Origin of the sequence: Marininema halotolerans (assembly GCF_900116235.1) — a bacterium.
In the GTDB taxonomy this organism is placed as follows: Bacteria; Bacillota; Bacilli; order Thermoactinomycetales; family DSM-45169; genus Marininema; species Marininema halotolerans.
In genome coordinates, this window is the sequence record NZ_FPAA01000005.1 from 186732 (window position 1) to 204851 (window position 18120).

Annotated in this window: 21 protein-coding genes; 14 read left to right on the forward strand and 7 right to left on the reverse strand. The window is 42.7% G+C overall.

Annotation, left to right across the window (positions count from 1 at the left end):
- Window positions 1-170: 170 nt before the first annotated feature.
- Together lipA and CHX35_RS08275 are read left to right on the forward strand one after the other, a co-directional pair.
- On the forward strand, window positions 171-1061 hold the full coding sequence (gene lipA, locus CHX35_RS08270; protein ID WP_091836483.1) for a lipoyl synthase: 891 nt from the start codon (window positions 171-173) through the stop codon (window positions 1059-1061).
- Between the two features lie 176 nt (window positions 1062-1237).
- Window positions 1238-1594: a YutD family protein gene (locus CHX35_RS08275; protein ID WP_091836485.1), complete on the forward strand. Its 357-nt coding sequence runs from the start codon at window positions 1238-1240 to the stop codon at window positions 1592-1594.
- A gap of 50 nt (window positions 1595-1644) precedes the next feature.
- Here the strand turns inward: CHX35_RS08275 and CHX35_RS08280 are convergent, their stop codons facing one another.
- From CHX35_RS08280 to CHX35_RS08305, 6 genes are all read right to left on the reverse strand, one after another.
- Window positions 1645-1914 carry a hypothetical protein gene (locus CHX35_RS08280; RefSeq protein WP_091836487.1) on the reverse strand — a complete coding sequence of 90 codons (270 nt, stop codon included), beginning with the start codon at window positions 1912-1914 and terminating at the stop codon, window positions 1645-1647.
- A 60-nt stretch (window positions 1915-1974) separates the two neighbouring features.
- Complete coding sequence (locus CHX35_RS08285; protein WP_091836489.1) at window positions 1975-2247, reverse strand: DUF3055 domain-containing protein; 273 nt, start codon at window positions 2245-2247, stop codon at window positions 1975-1977.
- Between the two features lie 80 nt (window positions 2248-2327).
- Window positions 2328-2981 (reverse strand): MerR family transcriptional regulator, encoded by a 654-nt coding sequence (locus CHX35_RS08290; protein WP_176391975.1) that lies wholly within the window; start codon window positions 2979-2981, stop codon window positions 2328-2330.
- Window positions 2982-3160: 179 nt separating this feature from the next.
- Window positions 3161-4237, reverse strand: coding sequence for an acyltransferase family protein (locus tag CHX35_RS08295; protein ID WP_176391976.1), 1077 nt, complete (start codon window positions 4235-4237; stop codon window positions 3161-3163).
- Window positions 4238-4631: 394 nt separating this feature from the next.
- Complete coding sequence (locus CHX35_RS08300) at window positions 4632-4961, reverse strand: spore coat protein (protein WP_091836495.1); 330 nt, start codon at window positions 4959-4961, stop codon at window positions 4632-4634.
- A gap of 11 nt (window positions 4962-4972) precedes the next feature.
- Window positions 4973-5221 (reverse strand): hypothetical protein, encoded by a 249-nt coding sequence (locus CHX35_RS08305; RefSeq protein ID WP_176391977.1) that lies wholly within the window; start codon window positions 5219-5221, stop codon window positions 4973-4975.
- 161 nt (window positions 5222-5382) lie between these two features.
- Here CHX35_RS08305 and CHX35_RS08310 point away from each other — a divergent pair, with 161 nt between their 5' ends.
- From CHX35_RS08310 to CHX35_RS08330, 5 genes are all read left to right on the forward strand, one after another.
- Window positions 5383-5841 carry a DUF86 domain-containing protein gene (locus tag CHX35_RS08310; protein WP_091836496.1) on the forward strand — a complete coding sequence of 153 codons (459 nt, stop codon included), beginning with the start codon at window positions 5383-5385 and terminating at the stop codon, window positions 5839-5841.
- 63 nt (window positions 5842-5904) lie between these two features.
- On the forward strand, window positions 5905-6639 hold the full coding sequence (locus CHX35_RS08315) for a class I SAM-dependent methyltransferase (RefSeq protein WP_091836498.1): 735 nt from the start codon (window positions 5905-5907) through the stop codon (window positions 6637-6639).
- Window positions 6636-7412: a TIGR01457 family HAD-type hydrolase gene (locus CHX35_RS08320; RefSeq protein WP_091836500.1), complete on the forward strand. Its 777-nt coding sequence runs from the start codon at window positions 6636-6638 to the stop codon at window positions 7410-7412. The genes CHX35_RS08315 and CHX35_RS08320 overlap by 4 nt, the downstream gene beginning before the upstream one ends.
- Before the next feature lie 15 nt (window positions 7413-7427).
- Window positions 7428-8387 carry an MBL fold metallo-hydrolase gene (locus CHX35_RS08325; RefSeq protein WP_091836503.1) on the forward strand — a complete coding sequence of 320 codons (960 nt, stop codon included), beginning with the start codon at window positions 7428-7430 and terminating at the stop codon, window positions 8385-8387.
- A 108-nt stretch (window positions 8388-8495) separates the two neighbouring features.
- Window positions 8496-9404, forward strand: a complete 909-nt coding sequence (locus tag CHX35_RS08330; protein ID WP_091836504.1) for a DUF1028 domain-containing protein — start codon at window positions 8496-8498, stop codon at window positions 9402-9404.
- A gap of 100 nt (window positions 9405-9504) precedes the next feature.
- On the opposite strand, the gene CHX35_RS08335 is transcribed toward CHX35_RS08330, so the two are convergent.
- Window positions 9505-10056: a phosphatidylglycerophosphatase A family protein gene (locus tag CHX35_RS08335; RefSeq protein ID WP_091836722.1), complete on the reverse strand. Its 552-nt coding sequence runs from the start codon at window positions 10054-10056 to the stop codon at window positions 9505-9507.
- 169 nt (window positions 10057-10225) lie between these two features.
- On the opposite strand from CHX35_RS08335, the gene CHX35_RS08340 reads away from it, so the two are divergent.
- From CHX35_RS08340 to CHX35_RS17500, 7 genes are all read left to right on the forward strand, one after another.
- The gene (locus tag CHX35_RS08340) at window positions 10226-11011 is read left to right on the forward strand and encodes an SDR family oxidoreductase (protein WP_091836506.1); all 786 of its coding nucleotides are present in this window, start codon (window positions 10226-10228) and stop codon (window positions 11009-11011) included.
- A 130-nt stretch (window positions 11012-11141) separates the two neighbouring features.
- Window positions 11142-12236, forward strand: coding sequence for a phosphotransferase (locus tag CHX35_RS08345; protein WP_091836507.1), 1095 nt, complete (start codon window positions 11142-11144; stop codon window positions 12234-12236).
- A 222-nt stretch (window positions 12237-12458) separates the two neighbouring features.
- Window positions 12459-14114 (forward strand): GAF domain-containing sensor histidine kinase, encoded by a 1656-nt coding sequence (locus CHX35_RS08350; protein ID WP_176391978.1) that lies wholly within the window; start codon window positions 12459-12461, stop codon window positions 14112-14114.
- Window positions 14089-14730 (forward strand): response regulator, encoded by a 642-nt coding sequence (locus CHX35_RS08355; RefSeq protein WP_091836510.1) that lies wholly within the window; start codon window positions 14089-14091, stop codon window positions 14728-14730. Before CHX35_RS08350 ends, CHX35_RS08355 begins: the two co-directional genes overlap by 26 nt.
- A gap of 687 nt (window positions 14731-15417) precedes the next feature.
- Complete coding sequence (locus tag CHX35_RS08360; RefSeq protein ID WP_091836512.1) at window positions 15418-16743, forward strand: helix-turn-helix transcriptional regulator; 1326 nt, start codon at window positions 15418-15420, stop codon at window positions 16741-16743.
- A gap of 436 nt (window positions 16744-17179) precedes the next feature.
- Window positions 17180-17659: an MBL fold metallo-hydrolase gene (locus CHX35_RS08365; protein WP_091836514.1), complete on the forward strand. Its 480-nt coding sequence runs from the start codon at window positions 17180-17182 to the stop codon at window positions 17657-17659.
- Window positions 17660-17877: 218 nt separating this feature from the next.
- The gene (locus tag CHX35_RS17500; protein ID WP_176391979.1) at window positions 17878-18051 is read left to right on the forward strand and encodes a hypothetical protein; all 174 of its coding nucleotides are present in this window, start codon (window positions 17878-17880) and stop codon (window positions 18049-18051) included.
- Window positions 18052-18120 lie beyond the last annotated feature (69 nt).

The window sequence follows — 18120 nt, forward strand, 5'->3', positions numbered from 1 at the left end:
TAAGTGGGATTTAATATCCTAGGTAACGGAAAATTGGATTCACTCTTTTTTGAAAAAATTGAAGTGCTGAACTTCCGGTGAGAAGAAGGCTGATCCCATTTGGTTTGTGGTATGATAACGGTAGATCGATATAACAATGAGCGGATGGAGTCAAAAAAGGAGGAAGTCAGTTGCCTTACGAACATAAAAGAAAACCGGAATGGCTGAAAACAAAAATAAATGTTAACCATAATTATCGTGAACTCAAGAAGATGATGCGTGGAAAGACACTACATACGGTATGCGAAGAGGCGAAATGTCCGAATATCCATGAGTGTTGGGCGGTTCACCGCACGGCGACCTTTATGATTTTAGGTGATATCTGTACACGGGCATGCCGCTTCTGTGCGGTTAAGACGGGTTTACCCACAGAACTAGACTGGCAAGAGCCAGAACGAGTAGCGGAAGCTGTCGAACAAATGAAGTTAAAGCATACCGTAGTGACTTCAGTAGCACGAGATGACTTAGCCGATGGTGGAGCGGCAATTTTTGCAGCGACAATACGAGCCATTCGCGAGCGAAACCCCTTTACGAGTGTTGAAGTACTCATTCCTGATTTCCAAGGCAATTGGGAAGCGCTAAAAACGGTGATGGATGAACGACCGGATATCCTCAATCATAATTTGGAAACCGTGAGAAGTCGGTCGGATCGTGTACGTTCTAAAGCAAAATATGAACGAACACTGGAGCTATTGCGTAGAGCAAAGGAAATGCAACCCGATATTCCGACAAAATCAAGTATCATGATCGGAGTAGGAGAGACGTGGGAAGAAATCCTAGAAACAATGGAAGATTTGCGGGGGGTCAATTGCAATATTATGACCATCGGTCAATACTTGCAGCCCACCAAAAAACACTTAAATATTGACAAGTACTATACGCCAAAAGAGTTCGTCAAATTACGAAAAGAAGGATTTGCGCGTGGGTTTGATCATGTAGAGTCGGGCCCCTTAGTAAGAAGTTCTTACCATGCCCATGAGCAAGTAAAGTCTGCCCAACAATCGACTGCTGCGGGTCAATGATAAAAAAACAGCCTTTGTTCCATCGTGGACAAGGCTGTTTTTAACCAATTACCGTTTTTGTAAATGTTGACAATTGGAAACTATGGGGATGAGAAGGTTTTTTTATGAAGGGTACCGAATACGGGATTACCCCCCTTTCACCCATGTAAAGTTAATAAAATGCAGAGGTTGTGCCCATGAGCCAAGTGGAAATTCAGGGAAACATTTTTGATTTAGTCATGAACCATAAAAATGGATGGAATCCTGATGCATTTAGTAAGCGTTATAGTGACGTTCTTGGGAAATACGATTTTATTGTAGGAGATTGGGGCTATGGACAGCTTCGATTAAAGGGATTCTTTTCAGAAAAGCACCCCCGAGCGACTCGTGAGACTCGGATCACCCATGTGGAAGAATATCTTCATGAGTATTGTAACTTTGGATGTGCTTATTTTGTGTTACAGCGTGTCAGCAAAGGGAGTCAAGGTATTCGAGAGAAAAAGGGCAAACCAAAAGAACGAAGAGTATCCCGTTCGGGTAGTAGCCGCCCATAAAAAAAGAGTCTTGAAGGGAGTGTCCCTTTAAGACTCTTTTTTGGATGAAGTTATGAATCAGAAGAGCGCTCGTCATGTTGATTCGGGTCGTCATGGGTTGGGTGGCTTCCTGGAATCTGGCGAGGGATGCCTTCATGGAAACGGCGCATTTCATAGGTGAAACGAGGGGCGGCGTGTTGTGTGGATAACCATGGCGATTGTTTCCCTAATGTTGCTTCATTTCTACTCGATCCATAAGAACCTTCAGGGAATTCCTCCGGAAGGACATCATTGCGTTGGGATTCTACGGTTCCAACATCCGTAAACTTCTTTTTCCTCATATTCCATCACCTCGCCCCTATTCTCCCTCGATGATGAACAGATTATGACGCGTAAATGACTTAGAAGAGTGTATAAAGAAAATCTTTTAATTCCTGGGCTTCTTCCTCATTCAGGTTGTAAACATGTTCAAGATATCCTGGTTCTTCTAAATCATCATGTCCAATAATTGCAAATCGATTGGATTGTAGGTTAGACACCAACAGTTTTCCATAAAATCGGCTGGTTACCGTGATTCCTAGATCGAAGCGGCTTGTTTGACCAACAAAACTAACAAATCGTGTTCGGGTATCTTCAGATTCATCATATAAAAAAAAGAGGTCCTCGTTGGACATTTGGAATTACCCCTTTGTTCAACGTTTCCCTCCATTATAACGCAATGAATTTAAATATGTGGTGTGATCATTCTTGTGAATTAAAAGATGCCAAGGAAACGGGTTCGTTTTTGACGGCGAGGAGGAGTCATGGCATTTTCAGAAGTGGCGGATGCCAAACGGTGGGTAAAGGTGGCATTGCGTAGTTCAGCGCGGAGTTGTTCTTGACGTTTACTCACTTCATCCATCATTTGCTGTACAGTCGTTGCAGGAACCATACTTTGTTGTGATTGAGAGCTGATCTTGGCTTCCATTTGCTCCATGACATCAAACATTGTGAAGACATGGTCTTCTAAATGATCCAAACGTGCAAATACCGTTTCCATCATTTCTCCGATTTCATCGAGGCTCCCAATAATTCGATGAACGGGTGTTTCGCTACCAAAAGGCATTTTGGGGACTTCCTCTTCTTTCTTTGAGGCGTCCGATTCCGAAACGACGCGCTCCACCTCCCATTTACCTTCCTTCATAAGATCCTGGCGGATTTGTCGCATGGTTTTATTGGGTTCTTGTAACCGCTGTTGAATATCTGATAACCGACGGAACCCTTCTTCGGTTAACTTATAATGTCCCCGTTCATTAGCCTCGGGAGCGATGTACTCTTCAAAGGAGTCGATCCATTTGCGAATGGTCCTAGCATGGACATGGAGGCGTTGGGCGGCCTCCCGGGTGGATATGCGCGCCTCTTCGGTCATAACAAGACGACCTCCCCAGAATTTGGTGTTAAACATGTATTTTCGGGGAGGCCTAACGGAATCCTTCCTTACCGACAAAGGATGTCATTGTGTGACAAACAAGGCCTTTGATTGACAAAGAAAGCGAATGATCTTGGATGGAAATAAAAAAATGCCTGGATGAAAGACCAGGCACTTTTTTATCCAGGAACCTTGTTGAGGTTTTGTTTTTGCCGCTTGTTTTTACTTCGAAATAGCCATTGTACCCTAGGTTGTAACAAGGGCTGTCCGATTCTTTGCACAAAGCGGGAAGAGAGTAAAAAGGTCAGAGCAATTGCACAAATACTTACAATGATGTAGTATATCGGGCTTGCGAATTTATCATCCAGATGGGCACCGTTGTATGCTTTGATAAAAAAACCATGAAGGAGATAAACATATAAGGAACGGCTACCCAATTCGCTAAAAAATGTTTTTCGACGCGGTGTAATAGCTAGAACGAAGATGGAAGCTAGTAAAGTTAGGCCGAAAAAACCGAGTCGGATAGCTCCAGCATACCATTCAGAATGATTTAGGCTTTCATAAGGGTAAACAAAGTATAGCCATTTGCGAAAGTTTAAATCAATTGAGGTATGGAAAACGAGATACCAATACATTACAAACAAAAGCCCTAATCCGATCCATGAGAAAACGCGTTTCCAACGTGAAAATAGCACTTCTAAGTGGTGATTCTGTAGATAGTACCCAGTAAGAAAGAAGGGGAAGAAGGCAATTGTACGAGATAGGCTCAATAATTTATCGGCATCATTAATGTATCCCACAAGAATGGCCAATGCATAGGAAGTTATTAATGGATACTTTAAGTTAACGAAGTAGGGTAACATTAACCGCCATAGAAAAAGACTAAACATGAACCACATAATCCAATAGGGTTTTAGAATGGATAGATCAAGGGCATCCGTATTAAAAATAACATGGTCATATACAGAGTACAGAGTTTCAAAAATGAGATACGGAATAAGAATGGTAGCAATTAATTTTTTTGATTGCCCTTCTCGATGAATGTTTTTGGCGAAGAATCCTGAAGCTAAGATCATCAAAGGCATGTGAAAGGTGTAAATAGTTAGATAGGCAGAATTTACAAGTGGGCTATCGTCTTTGAGTGTCGAATACGCATGGCCTAGGACAACCAACAGGATCAATATGAACTTCAGATTGTCAAAATAATAATTTCGTGGCTTGGATGTTGTTTGGGTCCGTTCTGTATTACTACTCATGTTGGATAAATCCCCCCTCACTAACATAGACCTCTTCAGTGAAGCCTAATGAAAATAATGGATTAAATTATAACCAAATATAAGATCGCTAAAACCTTACTTTGTCAAGAACAATTGGCTACATGGTAACATACCCCTCTTAAGGTCGTCCATAAACATTCGGAGGGAGTCTGTTAGTCATTGTGAAGGAATTCTATCTTGCTATATGAAATTAACCGTTTAAGGGCAAGGGTTCAGCAAAGGTCTTTTTTTAAGATAAGAATGGCTAGAGTAAATGAAAAGGGTAAAATTACTAGTACTTAAACAGTAACGAATGTTTATGTCGTATCGATGAATGAACAAACAATAAAACAACCGCTCGGGGAAAGTTTCCTCGAGCGGTTGTTTCAGTAATTTAGTAGGGAAATTGAGTGGAGTAATTGCTAAACTGTTGGAAGGTGGTCGTCACCTTTTGCATTTCAACGGGTTCTGTTTTATACCATCCTTTGGAGTGCATCATATGGTAGAGGTCTCGCTGGCAATTATGCAGGTTCGTCAGGATATTCATCTGGGTTTGATATAAACGATCATTGCTCGCCTCGTTTACCCCAATATTATATCCATCTGTCAGGTACTTTACAGTGGTGAGTACGTCATTAATTCGATCACGATCATTCATTTCTGGTCCCTTCACCTGAGGGAGGCCAGTGGATGCTTGTGGAGTGCCTTGGTTTTGTGGTTGCATAATGAACCTCCTTATTGGGGTAGTGAGTTATTGTTTAGCATGCCTTGTGGGGGCATGGCTGCACTGCCTACCCCGTTGGGATCAAGGTGAGCTAAGAGTTGTTGATAATGTTGTTGGTGCATTTGACCCACTTGGTCAATAAGTTGTTTTAATTGTGGATCAGTGCATTCTTGCGAGTAGTGAAAGCATTTTTTAAAAGCAAGTAACTCCCAGGACATCTCGTCCTTTAGATAATTTAAATCTTTGCTGGTTAGTTGCACGAAAAACCCTCCCTTTTCCCTTTGATTCAGTTATCAGTGTTTGGAGTTTCTCCGATTCTATTCATGGACAGATCGAAAGAATTGGGCGCATACTAAGGGAAGAGAATGAATGACCCTTTGTTTGTGAGAGAGTGACTATTTGGTAAGGAGCGATAGCGACAATGTTTTATGAAGTGGATACCCAACGAATTAACCAACAGCTGGATTATTTAATGCGTTGTACACAGGTGTTACAAAAGACCTCTGCATCGCTTAGAGAGCAAAATGAAGTTGCTTTTTTTGCAGTTTCCCGGGCATTACATATTGCAATCGAGTGCGTCATTGATGCGGGGGATGCGCTAATTGATGGATTTATTATGCGAGATCCTGGTGGATACTCGGATATTATTGATATCTTGGAAGATGAGAAGGTGATCCCAAAAGAGGGAGCCATTCGTTTAAAACGATGGATTCAGATTCGTGATCGATTAGTACGTCGGTATGTCGAAGTGAGTGAAGAGGAACTGGATCAAGAATTAAAGGAAGTTGCCGTGTTTCAAGAGTGTGTAACATGGATCCGTTCGTATCTCAAACAAGAGCTAGGTGAGGCGTATACATACGGGTCGATTCAGGAGAATTGACGAGCCCAATGCTTTGCTATAATAAAAGAGTTGAGTTTGGAATGGGGACAGGAGGAAAGATCGATGTCTTGGTATGAAGAGAGTTTTGGAGAAGATTACTTACTCGTGTATCGTCATCGGGATAATAAGCATGCAGATCAAGAGGTACAAGAGGTGGCTCAATGGCTTGATTTGAGTAAGGGAGAGACCGTATTGGATCTTTGTTGTGGAACAGGTCGGCATTCACGGTCCCTTGCGAGAATGGGCTGTCAAGTGACGGGGATCGATTTATCAGAAGTATTACTAAGCCATGCCAAATCATCGCCGGAGGAACTTGGCATTCACTATGTTCGGGGAGATATGCGAGAGCTTCCCTTTGCGGATCAATCCTTCGACACGGTGGTTAACTTATTTACCTCCTTTGGATATTTTATGGAGGATAAAGAGAATGCAAAAGTGATGACAGAAATTAAACGCGTTCTTAAACCAAAAGGGCGTTTCCTTATCGATTTTCTTAATCGAAATACCGTTATTAACAATCTTGTTCCTAGAAGTGAACGAATGGATGAAGGTATTCATATCTTGGAGGAACGTTGGATTGAAGGGGATTTTGTTCGTAAAAAGATCACCCTGACCAAAAAAAATGGCGAAGAAAAGATTTATCAAGAACGTGTAAAGATGTATACCCGTGAACAGATGGAAGAAATGATGGGAAAAGCAGGGCTTCAAATTGAAACGGTGTCTGGAGATTTTAAAGGAAGTTCCTATAACGAAATCGATAGTCAGCGGATGATCTTTACAGGAAGGGTGCCAGCATGAAACAGGCTCGTTATAAAGGTTATCTGATTGATTTAGATGGAACATTGTTTCGGGGAGAGGAAGTCATTCAAGAGGGTCTCGCATTTGTACAAGAGCTTAAAAACAGAGGGCTTTCCTTCCTATACTTAACAAATAATTCAACACGTCGTCCGGAACAGGTGGCGGAAAAACTTCAGAAATTTGGTTATCCGGCACACCCTGAACAAGTGGTGACCTCTGCCATGGCAACGGCTCAGGTCATCCGAAGAACCTTTGATTCGCCTCCATCGGTCTATGCGATAGGGGAGGAGGGGCTGATTCATGCGTTGACGCAGGTTGGGTGTAAGATGACATCGGATCACCCCGATGCGGTAGTGGTGGGTTTGGACCGTGGGTTTTCCTATGACAAGATGAAAAAGGCGGCATTGGCAATCCGCCAAGGTGCGCGTTTTTTTGGGACGAATGAAGACCGTGTTCTTCCTACAGAAGAAGGGTTATTGCCAGGGAGTGGTTCCCTTGCAATGGCAGTAGCGATTACGACAGGTGTGGACCCGATATGGATAGGGAAGCCGCAGCGACCGATTGTCGAAGTCGCGCTAAAAAAATTGGATTGCTCTAAGTCGGAGGCATTGATCGTCGGTGATAATGTGAAGACGGATATTTTAGCGGGTGTCAATGGTGGCATCGATACGTTATTTGTTACCACAGGTGTGACGACCCTCGAGGAGTATAACCAGGGGGAAATTTCAGCGACGTATGTTCACGATAGTCTAGCGTTATGGCAATTTATTTAAGGAGGAGGATTTCTTATGAACCGCTGGGATGATATTTACGAGGTTTCCTTACCCTTACCCTTTGCATTAAAGGCAATCAAGTCCTATGTCATACGAGGAAGCAATGGATTTACAGTGGTAGATACAGGATTAAGTTATGAAGCAGCCCATGAAGCATGGGAACATGCTCGGAAGGCGATAGGATTTGATTGGACCGACGTAGAAAAGATTGTATTGACCCATTATCATCCCGATCATTATGGCATGGCTGGCTTTTTGCAAGAGCGAAGCCAAGCGCCTGTGTTTATGTCAGAGACGGATTACCAACAGGCACAACTCTTTTTTGGTCGGGGCAGTGAACAGCCTGATCAGATGGCCAGTTTTTATGGAGAGAATGGTCTGCCTGATGAGTGGACCACACAAATACCATCCCATTTACGCGGGTTTAGTCAGTGGGTTGAGCCTCATCCCAATCCTACATTTATTCGAGCGGGAGAGACGATTCAACTGGGAGATGCTCGTTATGACATTCTCCATACTCCAGGACATGCTGATGGTCATTTGAGTTTTTATGATGGAAGCCGGGGACTCCTGATCGGGGGGGATTTCTTATTACCTAAAATTACTCCTAATATCAGTTTGTGGCCAGGATGCGACCCAAACCCCTTGGATTCGTTCTTGAACACCTTAGAGCAAATGAAGCCCTTGGAGGTAAAACGGATCTTTCCTTCCCATGGGCCAGTATTTGACCATTATCAACAGCGTATTGAACAATTAATTCAGCATCATATGGATCGACTTGCTGAGATGAAAAATTGGGTGATGAAAGAACCCCTTACAGCGGCAGAAGTTTGTTTCCGTACGTTTGGTAAGAACTTATCCGTTCATAATCTTCGTTTTGCGTTATCGGAAACATTAGCCCACTTGGAGTATCTTCGCTTAAATGGACAGGTCCAACGGGAAAAGCATGGTGCACACTGGGTTTACTACCGTTAATAACAAACACCCTTCCTCCTCTAGGAAAGGGTGTTTTCATATCTGAGCAGGATCTTTACTCGTCGATGCCTAATCCAATAGCATGACAACGAAAGGAGTGAAGTAGGGATGAAAAGGTTGGTTGAATCACAGGAACGCCCCGTTGCAACATTTTCCATCGTAGCCTTTGATGAAAAGGAAAAAGAATGGGGAATCGCTGTACAGTCAAAGTTTCTAGCGGCCGGAGCCTTAGTCCCTTGGGCGGTAGCGAACACAGGTGCAATTGCTACCCAAAGTTTTGCGAACACTTCTTTCGGGCCACGGGGCCTTCGTATGTTGGCGGAAGGAAAAGAACCCGAGGCGGTATTATGGGACCTTTTAGCGGATGATCCTGATCGTCAACTGCGTCAAGTGGGCATTGTTGATGCACAAGGTCGTAGCGCGACTTTTACAGGATCCTCTTGTTTAACTTGGGCAGGTGGCATTGCGGAACCTGGTTTTTCTTGTCAAGGAAATATATTGACGGGTGAGGATGTCATTGAAAGTATGGCAGCATGCTATCGTTCCTCTGATGACATGCCACTGGCTGAAAAATTAATGGGTGTACTGGAAGCAGGACAAAAAGCGGGTGGAGATAAACGTGGCATGCAATCGGCATCGTTGTTGGTTGTGAAACAAGAGGGAGGGTATGGTGGTTGGAATGACCGCATGATTGATTTGCGTGTCGATGAGCATCATCGCCCGATTACAGAGCTTAAACGTATCCTAAAATTGCATCGTCTTTATTTTCAGCGTTCAGAACCTGAAGACTTTCTCCCGCTTAACGGGGGAAATTTAGAGGAAGTAAAAGATTTACTCCGTAAGGCTGGATACACTCCAGGAGCTGGAGTGGAATATGATCGTAAAACGAAAGAGGCACTTAAAACCTTTTATTTACGGGAGAATTTCGATGATCGATGGAAAAATGATCCGGTGGTCGATCGGCGTGTACTGGAATATATGCGGCAGTTTCAAGGAGAACATCGTGATCATGTATAATGGTGAGTAAAGAAATATAGAGGGGCAAACCCTTGGGTGTATCAAAGGGTTTGCCCCTCCATTTGTTTGATTTACGATTCACATCGAATCGTGGCAACTTTTAAAATGGTTTTTGGCTAAAATAAAGAATGTTTTCATTTGGATAGGGTGATGGATTCGGCAACGGAGGTTCAGTTTCATGTTGTTGCTTCCGATTATGGGACAATCGGGCTGCACCAGCTGCAGCAATGGCCCCAACAATGTCATCGAGGAAGGTGTGGATTTCACTTCCTTGATGATTGTTTAGGCGAGATAGGATTAATGGTTTCACACGATCGATATATCCAAAGTTGGTTAAACCAATACTGCCATACACATTTAAAATGGCAGTGGCCAAGGTTTCGTCGACACCATATAACCCTTCATCTCGTCGGATAATATCCATCAATGGTTCTTGTATTAAATTTTTCTCTGCGAGAATATCCAATTGAATCCCGGTCATCACGGCATTTTGAACTTCACGCTTTGTTAAAACATGCTGGACGTGTTCTAGGCATTCCGTTAGGGTGATATCAGGAAAGAAAGAGTGTTGGAGTACATAAACCAACTCGGCGATGGAATCTAAGGTTACGCCGCGTTCATTTAACCAGGTGAGTGTTGTCTGATGAATCATTTCTTCCGTCACAGGTGTAAAATCATTATCCAAAATGGCTTCCTCCTGAGTGGCAACATGTGATGGGTTTATTGTTGCCGACTTGTGAGGGAATATGACTGGATAAAATAGATGTGAGGGTCATTTACAATGAAAAAAGTTAAGGGGAATTTATTAAAGGAGGATCAATATGTCACGTAAGGAAAGGGGGGTTGCTCTTGTCCTTGGAAGTTCAAGAGGACTTGGGAAAATGACTGCCAAATTTCTTGCAGAAAATGGTTGGGCAATCGGAATCCATTATAAAGAAAATGAAAAAGCTGCGAAGTCCTTGCAAGCTAGCATCAACGAAGCAGGTGGGCAGGCCGCCGTTTTTGGTGGGGATCTCAATTGTCCAAAGGAGACGGCTCATGTTGTTGCAAACGCGGTGAAAAACTTCGGTAGGCTAGATGTTCTTGTTCATGCGGTGGGTCCATTTATTCGAGAGCGAAAGCATTTTATTGATTTAGAGCAAGAAGAGATTGAGTCTATGGTGAATGGCAATTTTAAAAGTGCTTTATATGCTGTACATACGGCTTTACCTGCTATGCGGACCAGTGGGCATGGAAGAGTAATCTTCTTTGGATTCGGGCGTGTGAATGAAGCTCCTGCTTGGCCAGACCGTTCAGCATATGCGGCAGCGAAAACAGGGCTTGTTTCTCTCACTAAAACCCTAGCGGTAGAAGAAGCCCCCTATGGAATTACGGTGAATATGGTGTGCCCTGGTGATATCATCGGGGATAACAAAGAGAAGCGCATTCACGAAGTATTGGGAACAAAAGATGAGGAAACCCCAAGAGGACGACCTGGGGTTGGTGAGGATGTCGCACGGGTGGTTCAGTTTTTATGTGAACCTCAATCTGATTTTGTGACGGGGAATGTAATTCATGTGACTGGTGGGCTAGACGTTATTCATCCCGTATCAAAGGTGAAGGAATAACCGATGGTTGATGTGTCAAGGTAACAAAGCCGAGCCGCAATTAGGCATCGGCTTTGTTTGTGATTTGCATAGGAAATGAATGTTGTGCTTATACATAGATTACGATGACGAATGAGGGTGGAGGATCGATATGGCCGATTTGAAAGCAACCTTAAAGGATTGGACCGGGGAACCTCGGTTGCCTGAGATCCTGGAACATCATTATGGAGTACGAATGAAAGAAGTTTCGCCAATCGGTGGGGTGCTTCATCTAAGGACCGATCATGGCGAATATGCCTTAAAGCGAGTAAGGGAGAGAGAAGAGCCTCGTTGGACACTTTTACGTAAATTAGCCCATCATCTTTCCGAATCAGGGGAACGCCGCATTCAAGCACCGATTAAGACGCGTAAGGGAGCAATAACCATTGCTGGTTTGCGCAATCGTTATGTGCTGTTGCCTTGGATTGATGCACAGATTAGGGAGTGGCATCGTGACTCCCATTGGCCAAGAGTAGCACTTTCTCTCGCTCGACTTCATACGGACAGTCGAGGTTTTACTCCGCCTCAAAATACGATGGCTCTCAATCATGTTGGAAAGTGGCAACGTTTGTGGGGGGAGATGGAGAAGAACTTAAATATGTTGAAAATGGCTGCCGATTTGAGTGAAAAAATGTCTCCAGTGGATCAGGTATGGGTACGACACTGTTCCTTTGCTGAAGGAATGATGGAAAACGCTCACAAGTACTTAGAAAAGGTGGGTGGCGATGAAGCAGTTATTGCCTCTCGCAAAGGGGGAGAAATTGCTCATTGCAACATCCATCGGCGAAATGTGCTATGGGATAGCCGGGACAATGTACACTTTATCGATTGGAATTGTGTTACCTTGGATGTTCGTAGCCGTGATTTAGCGCGACTGTGTCTATATGCTTATGGACATACCGGTGATCTTAATGCCCCAATCGCGGTATTAAAAGGCTATCAAGAAATCGCTCCATTAGAAAATGATGAGTATGGTCTCATTTATGCACAATTACTTTTCCCCCATCGTTTACTTCAAAGTTTACACAAAATCTATCGTGAACAACGGATTCCCACGAATCAAGCAAAGGGTCACCTTTCTGCCACGGTGGATCTGGAAGAACGCAAATATGGGTTACTACGTGATTTTCCAGAACGAGTGAAAGGCGCTTTTGGAGTGAAAATCCCACAAATTGATTGGTTGCAAGAAAAGAGTGCTAGATCCTGACAAGATGTGTTCACAAATAGGTTTACCGCATAGCATATTAAGGTATGAAGATATAGGTTAGATAATAGGCTGGTAAAACATGAACTGGTTTGTTGTCGAGGTTTACAGGGGATGATCCTACAAAATCCCCTGACCATATACAAGCCTCCTTATTTGAAGGAGGCTTTTTTCCTTGTCGTTTTCGCTATAATGAATGGAGAGAAAAAGAGAGGTGAAGTCGGCATGGTTGGGAAAGTTCAGAATCAATATCAACAGTGGGATACACTACGCCGCATTGCTGAGACGTTAAATCAGTCAGAGGATGTGCGCCCCCTGTTACAGATGGTATTAAAGGAATTGCTTCAAGTGACAGGACTCAGTACGGGGTGGATTTTTCTCGTTGAAGACGAGCCCGAATATACAACCGTTGCTATGCACCACTTACCCCCTGCGCTTACCACGGATCAAGCACGTCCCATGTGTCAAGGAAGGTGCTGGTGCCTTGATCGGGTATGGGATGGGAGGCTACATAAAGCGGTAAATATTATGGGATGTCAACGCCTGGATGACGCTGTGAAATACCAATGGGGGGATACATGGGGAATTACCCATCATGCAACGGTGCCATTGATGGCAGGGGGAGAAGTGATTGGCTTGTTAAATGTAGCTTCACCAGGGAAGGAGAACTTTACAAATGAGGAACTTGCCTTGTTGCAAGGAGTGGCCTATCAAATTGGGACAGCTGTAAAGAAAACATGGCTGGTTGAAGCCCAACAACGGCGGGCGGAACGATTTTCTCAGCTGGATGAAGTGAGTCGAGCAATTTGGAGTTTTCGTAGTGAAGATGACTTACTTGAACAAGTCGTTCACCTTGTGGCAACATCCTTTAATTGGCCACTGATTGCTTTGTGGACAGGGCAAGGAAAGCAACTAAAGCTTCATACCTTTTCCCTTGACAGGAAGGTGACTCAACCAGAAAACCAATCACCAACGGAATCCCTTGGTGCGGTGGGGAAATCATTTCTTCAGCAAGAGGCTATTCTTTCAACAGATGAGCTACAAGGTATTTCCTCTCTATGGCCGGATTGTTCAGTGGTTGCCGCGGCTCCTTTATCTATGAGAGGGGAGTCATTTGGTGTGATTGTCATTGGGAGTGATCATCCCCGTAATTTGGATATCAGTGACTTGGATGTATTAAAAGCGCTCGGGGAGCATCTTTCCTTAGCGATAGAGAGTGGGCGCCTCGAAGAAGAAAGAGAACGATTGCTCATTTCAGAAGAACGAAATCGCCTTGCGCGAGATTTACACGATTCGGTGAATCAAAAACTTTTTTCCCTTTCACTCAATGCAAGAACTGCAAAGGGGGTGGCTCCTAAAGAAAATGAGATGCTCCATGAAGCTTTAGAAGATATGGAGATGCTCTCACGGGAAGCATTAAAGGAAATGCGTTCACTCATTTGGCAATTGCGTCCTGCAGGACTTGAGAATGGGGTCGTCTCAGCACTTCATCGGTATGGGACTCGATTAGGCTTAACATTGGAAATTGTTGTCGAAGGCGTAGTTAGCCTATCTCGCAATGTAGAAGAGACGCTATGGAGAATTGGTCAAGAAGCATTAAATAATGTAAGTCGTCATGCGGATACTGACCAGGTATATCTTTATCTTTCTGTTAGAGACGAGAAAATCTGTTTACAAATCAAAGACAATGGGCGAGGTTGTGTAAACCCGATTGGGGAACCGAAACGTGGACTTGGTATTATAGGCATGAAAGAGCGGGCGCAATTGATAAACGGATCATTCCGTTTTGATAGTGAAACAGGTCTTGGGACCATTGTGGAAGTGTCATTACCCTACACAGAGGGGAAGGAAGAAGATGATGAAATTAGTACTTGTGGATGATCATCCGATGGTGTTAAAGGGATTGCGGCTTTTTTTGCAGATGCAAGAGGATATGGAGATTGTAGGTGAGGCAAGTAATGGTCAAGAAGCAATTACATTGGTTCGGACAGTGCAACCGGATGTTGTCCTAATGGATCTGATGATGCCAGTGATGGATGGGATTGAAGCGACACGACAAATCCACGAAAGCTTACCCGAAGTAAAGATTATTGTTCTAACGAGTTTTGCGGATCAGGATCATGTGATTCCAGCGATTCGTGCAGGAGCAGTTGGTTATCAATTAAAAGAGATTGAAGCGGATGAATTAGCAGAAACCATTCGGGCAGCTTATCGAGGAATGACACAACTTCATCCGAAAGCGGCTGGCTTATTAGTCAATCAATTTGTGACAGGGGAGACGAATGGAAACGGGGTATCTGTGGAATCACTAACTCCTCGTGAACAGGATGTCCTGAAAGAGATCACTACCGGTAAAAGCAACAAAGAGATTGCAGCAGAGTTAGTGATTGCTGAAAAAACAGTCAAGACCCATGTAAGCAGTATTTTAGCAAAATTAGCTCTTTCCGATCGAACCCAAGCTGCTGTATATGCCATGAAGAAGGGCTGGTTTACTTGACGAAGAGAAATGTTATTACAAACCTAACTCGGTTCATAAGCATCAGTTTTATTTATCCTTAAGTGCAATGAAGTTCTGCTTTTCTACAAGTGAATAAGGTACTTTGTGTTTTTGATGAACCTTTTTAAATGGGTTGCTTTTTGCTGAAAAAGGCAGATCATCTTTGCTTTCCTTTAAATTTGGAGAAAATACTTTTGCTTATGCAAAAATAGAAAAAATGGAGCCAGTTCCAGATGCCTAGCAATATTTTTTGTATAGTAATAAAACTTATTTTAAAAATAAATAATTTAAAAATGTTGTTAATCTCCGTTTCTTAAATCAAAAAAAATATTTTATTAAAAATGGAAAGAAATGAAGTGTTCTCATAATTAGTAATTCTGGTGTAGAATAGGATCAGGTGAGTATACAGTCATAGGTGTGTTGATTAACGCGTGTGAGTGGTAAAAAGGGCTTTGCCATTGACTTAGAGGAGAGTTTAATGAGGGAGGGCGTTAGGGGCGGCATTGATGAATTTGCTACCCAAAAGGGATTAGCTCTACTCGCCATCTGCTCATTCAGTCGGCCGAGCTTTTCTATATCCTCGTCAATGGCAAGTCTCTTATGCTCCTACATGGCTTTATATTCCAACTTTTGGATAATCAATACTCCCTGATACCAAAGTATAATACAAAGTAAAGGAGCGTTATTATGGAGCCTTCTAAAATAAAAGATATGGGAGAAGCCATCCGAAGAGTCAGAAAATCTAAAGGGCTACGGCTAGAAGATTTGGCGGATGAAAATATTTCCCCAGCCACAATAAGTAATATTGAACGAGGGATTGCGCATGTCAACCTAGCTAAGATCCAATATTTACTAGAAAAATTAGATGTCAACATGGAAGAAATCCCAGACATCCTTTCCGAACAAGAGGAGGAGTCTAATGAAATCAAGTTTAACCTCTTGACCACCGATGTTTTAATTGATTTAGGGAACCCGAAAGATGCAATGACTCGATTAGACAACATGAAGTTAGAGGATAATCATCCGTGTGCAGCATATGTTCAACACCTGAAAGGAAAAGCTTTTCTTTCTATGAAAAAGTGGAATCGAGCGGAACGATGTTATGGGTTAGCAATTAGTTTGAGTCATCAGAATCAGAATAAAGACAATCTTGAGGCCACTTCATATTTGGATTTAAGTTTATGTTTTTATCAGCAAAACGAAATTGAAAAAGCATTGGATTTTGTTGAGAGTGGACTTGATGCATTCATAGACGGAAATGGAAGGGGTAGTATTAAATACACGCTAATACGAAATAAGGTTGTCTACCTCATTCGATTAGGTAGAAATATGGAGGCACTTAGGGCTATCCAAGATATATGGGAAGAAATGGACAAAATTGAGGACGTTGAAACTGTTTTGGCCTTTTATGTTGCAAGAGCAGATCTCCTCAGAAAAACTGGCATGATTGATGAAGCCATTCAGTATGCGGTAAAAGGATTAGAACTGGCTAAGACCAATAAGGATTTCCAAAATATCTTTCATATACTCATCGTGTTAGGAAGGTTGTACACTGCAAAAGGGAAATGGCAACAGGCTGAAAATTGTTTTAACACCGGATTAACCTCACAACATTTATTGACAAGTGAAACGTACCTTACGGATGCTTATGCAGGGTATGGTATATTACTTTCACATCAAAATAGAAAAGATGAAGCTAAAAAAATGTTTGAAAAAGCGATTATCAATGCAGAAAAACATGACAATGCTCCTAAACTTACCTATGCATTACGTGTGATGGGTGATTTTTGGAAGAGTAGTGGGACAAAGTTAGAAGCAATTCCCTATTATGAAAGAGCGCTAGAAGTTGCCCAAAAGTTTCACTATAAACAGGCGGAATATAAGCTTTACTATCGGCTTTCACAGTGCTATCAGGATAGTGATCAGAAGGAATTTGAAAAGTGCCTACTGAATATGTATAAAACACAAAAGGCGCTAAGGGGTGAGGAAAATGAAATTCTGGAAGATGAATAAAGCTATTGCAATTATTGCTATTCTTACTATTACAATTTCAGTCTTTACATTCATGCAATATCAGGGCCATTCAACAAGTGAAAGAATATTTACTCAAACAATCGATCCAAAAAGTTCATGAATTTTTGAAACCGTCGCCAAGACGGTTTATTTTTTTGTTTGATATTAACACTTGTACTGATTGTTATCCAAAGGGTGCACTTTACGTAATACACCATTCACCGGTTATTCCTATCGCTTAATGTGGGGACTGTGTATTCTGTGATCGGTAATATATGAAACAAGACAAGACCCGTCCTAGGACGAATTCTGTAATACAGATTCAGTCCTTTCGTAGGGGAAGAGAAAGTTTACGTCCTTTATGATAAAGGAGGATTCGCCTGAAGCAGAAAGTTACGATGAGAAACAGAAGAGACCATAAAAAGGGGACATTCATATGATCCAGCACCGAGCTCCCCATTACTATAGTAATTTTGCTGACTGGGCCAAGGCATTTGATTGTCCAGTCTACCTTCACGAGGCCGATCGGGAATGGGTGATGGGACCGACATCGTATGTCCATTTTTGGTCTGGTGAAAGCCTCTTCCTTGCTCCTGGAGTCACTGCGGTTCATTTGGGAGGACATTTTCCGGGAAGCCTATTCTTGCATTGGGCAAAGGGATCAGAGGGGAAGGGAACCATTTTGACAGGGGATACGATCTATATTACTCCGGGGTTAGATCGGGTAAGTTTTATGTATAGCTTCCCGAATTTCCTTCCTTTATCCGCAAGGGAAATCAGGCGAATTCGTTCCATAATGGAACAGTGGAACTTTGCTAATATTCATGGAGCATGGTCTGGAAAATCGATAGTTGGCAATGGGAATGAGGTTATCAAGCAATCAATTTCCAATTACTTGGACGCTTTAGAAGGTTAATAACGAAGAAAAAGAGCCTGGGTAACTTTTACCTAGGCTCTTTTTTTACAAAATATATGGAAGCTATTTGAACGGGGTTCGCCCTTTGTCGTAGGACTAAATTTGTAATGACAAATCGGACCTTTCGTCGAGGCAGTAAGAATATACACGTTGTATCATCGAAGGGGAAAGGGGCGAATGATGTAGCCTCTACCAATGAAATGAGGAGGATCAATCGGATGGAAATGATCGATATGAAAATTACTGAGTACCATCACCACATAGAGCGAGTCAATCAATGGGGTTGGATGATGGGCAAGCAGAATAAGAGGGTCCCACAACATTCGGAGAAGGGATACTTTCGTTTATTATGGCGGGTAGTTAAGAGGATTGTCCTTCATCGGAAGAATTAGAGAGTGGGTGTTTCAATGGTTCCGAAGGGGAAGGGTGGATATCCGTAACGAATAGATTCGAGTCAAAGG